At 46.7% G+C, this 1,581-nt stretch carries 2 protein-coding genes; both read right to left on the bottom strand.

The window, feature by feature from the left end; genetic code table 11:
- Window positions 1–120: 120 nt before the first annotated feature.
- On the bottom strand, window positions 121–711 hold the full coding sequence (locus F6K38_RS41505; protein WP_287360669.1) for a hypothetical protein: 591 nt from the start codon (window positions 709–711) through the stop codon (window positions 121–123).
- A gap of 196 nt (window positions 712–907) precedes the next feature.
- Window positions 908–1,581: iron uptake porin (locus F6K38_RS41500; RefSeq protein ID WP_287360667.1), on the bottom strand; the 674-nt coding region annotated here is incomplete at its 5' end.

Below are 1,581 nucleotides of genomic sequence, written 5' to 3'. Positions count from 1 at the left end.
GGGTTCTTATAGTAATAATGCTTCCCAAACTCCCGATTCCCGATTCCCGTTCCCCTCCTGGGAGGGGTTAGGGGTGGGTTCCGATTCCCGACTCCCGACTCCCTTCTTATTAATACTCACCTACCGTCCCCGTAATTCTGTTTCTAGTTTCCCTAAATCCTCTTTCAGGAAAACCGTAAGTTGCCCATTGAAAGCCTTACCGCTATCATTTTGAGTTATTTCTATCCAATAGCCGTATTGTTCTCCTAACAAGAGTTGACCCTGTTCAGCTGACCACAGCGGTAGGTTTTGTCGCCGTGATAACTCTAAGATTTCTGGAGAAGGATAGGTGTATACAAACTCAGCGCTATTATAATCTCGATAAATCTGTGGGCCATAGACAGTGCGCAGGGATTCCTCCAGGCGTTCGATGGTTACCCCATTCACTTGGTCATGGATAGCAATGCGTTCACTGCGAATCGTACTCCGGTCTTTTGGATAAGAGATGGTACCAGGAGGCAAGACCGTGGCTTGAAAGGTAAATCTTTCCCCAGCCGTATCACTTTTGCGAACTACTAAGCCATCTCCAATACCAGGCCGTAGGGTGGGGTGACCGTTAATCCATGCAGCAACTTGATCAGTCCTCTGACCAGGCAGGGCGTTAACCCCATTGCCGGTTAGTGCGAATACAATGCCCAGTGATAGAAATGATCCTATTTTTATGACATTCATAGCAGAGCACCTGTTACCTGAGTCTTGGGTAAATTTTAGCATTTTGATACTCAAACAGAAAAACCCCGACCTCGAAAAGAAGTCGGGGTTTTTGTTACTAAAGCAACATGGCTTTTAGAGCTAGTGGTGCGTTACTTGTCAGCTATCTGCTGTCAGTTATCAGCAGATAGCTGATAGCAACACCTAGAATATTTTCCTAGAATCTAAAGGTGGTACGGATCGCTCCAACCCAAATCGTATCATTGTCATCATCGTGATTAGGATTAAAAATCACGTAGGCTCCTGGAGTAATCGTGATGTTCTTGCTGATGGGGAATTTGTACTGTGCCTCAATCAGGTAGGAAGTATCATCATCTTCATCAGCACCATCAATGTCGGTAGCCTTAGGTGGCACACCTCCCGCAAAACTCAGCACAGCTCCCTCTTTGCCAAAATCCAGGAAAGACAGGTTAGCTGACCAAGTTAAGATTTCAGCATTGTCACCTTCTTCCACGGCACCATTATCATCTTCTGCGATCGCATCAACATAACCAAACCAACCACCTAGGTGAATTTGTGAGCTCAGGCTAAGACTCGCTTGTGCTCCAAAGCGATTAGCAGAGGTAGCCGTCTCCCCAAACGGTTGCTTGGCCAAGTCACTACCAGTGCTACCGGAAAGATTCACATCCTCTCCTGGCTGGTAGCTACGGACGTAGGTCAAAGATATCTCCAAGTTATCAATGGGGGAAATCCCCAATTGAGCGCCAGCGCTATAGGCACCATTGAACAATCCATCTCCCTGAGCAGGACTAGGAGCATCGCCATCATCAGCTAGATAAAGCAGTGATAGATTGATGGCATCACTAAATTGATAGGTGAAACCGCCACCAG

Origin of the sequence: Moorena sp. SIO3B2 (assembly GCF_010692525.1) — a bacterium.
Lineage (GTDB): Bacteria > Cyanobacteriota > Cyanobacteriia > Cyanobacteriales > Coleofasciculaceae > Moorena > Moorena producens.
The sequence above is the reverse complement of the archived record's forward strand: the minus strand, read 5'-3'. Positions and strand labels throughout refer to the sequence as shown.